At 55.2% G+C, this 990-nt stretch carries 2 protein-coding genes; both read left to right on the forward strand.

What is annotated here, in order from left to right:
- Positions 1-76: 76 nt before the first annotated feature.
- Positions 77-418: a DUF2173 family protein gene (locus tag GTN70_01405; GenBank protein ID NIO15654.1), complete on the forward strand. Its 342-nt coding sequence runs from the start codon at positions 77-79 to the stop codon at positions 416-418.
- A gap of 93 nt (positions 419-511) precedes the next feature.
- Positions 512-952: a thioesterase gene (locus tag GTN70_01410; GenBank protein ID NIO15655.1), complete on the forward strand. Its 441-nt coding sequence runs from the start codon at positions 512-514 to the stop codon at positions 950-952.
- Positions 953-990 lie beyond the last annotated feature (38 nt).

A 990-nucleotide genomic window follows, 5' to 3' on the forward strand; every position in this document is an offset into this window, starting at 1 on the left:
CCGTATCCTTTTTTGAACGGGATCCGTCTATACAACCAAAAAGGTACGAAATCCAAATGCGGAGGAGGGAAAAACCATGGCAACCATAGATGACCTTGTAAAAGTCAGCGGCGTGGTTATCGCCTTTGCATTTGCCCCCGATGGGACACTGGCACAGTATAAGGCGAACGTGGAAGCGCCACCCGAGTTGGCAGCGATGGCAGCGCAGTTTTGCGCATCCATCACCATGAACTTCAACACCCTGGCCGGGGCATTCACGAAGCTGAATGCCATGCCCTGGATGCCTCAACAGGGATGGGCGTACTCCGGCGGTCAGTACACGTGCGTTGTAGGCGATGGTGGGTACAGGGGCGTGTTCGCCGAGACTGCAAAGGCAGATTTCAATCGGCTGTTCAGCACGCTGATCGGAAATCCCTGATCGTGGCAGGCGTGCCGTGGCACACAAGCTTTGCGGGAAGGATGACGGGTGGAATGGAAAGAACCTTTGAAAAGAAGTAAAGGAGGAGGGGTCATGAAGAACACATTGAAGGAAGGATTGGAGTACACACACCGGTATAGGGTCCCGGAAACCAAGACGGTCCCCCATATTTACCGGGAGTCCAAGCCGTTCCAGGAGATTCCGAGGGTGTTTGCCACGGGCTACATGGTCGCTCTCATGGAATGGGCCTGTGCGGAGGCTATGGTGCCCCACCTGGAGCCGGGGGAGTGCAGCGTCGGAGTCGATGTGAACGTTACCCACACTGCGGCGACCCCGCCCGGGATGGAAGTGACTGTCTACGTGCGGTGCACCGGGGTTGATGGGCTGCGCTCGAAATGGGAGATTGTCGCACGGGATGAGGTCGATGAGATCGGAAGGGGAACACACGAGAGATTTACGGTCAATATCGACAGGTTCAATGCCCGGGTTGCAAAAAAAATTGACCAGGCCTCAAATGTTGCCCAGGTACGTTGAGGAAAAAAATAAGGAACGGAACTTTCGGGGTAACAGAA

Source organism: Deltaproteobacteria bacterium, from assembly GCA_011773515.1.
Lineage (GTDB): Bacteria > Desulfobacterota > Deferrimicrobia > J040 > J040 > WVXK01.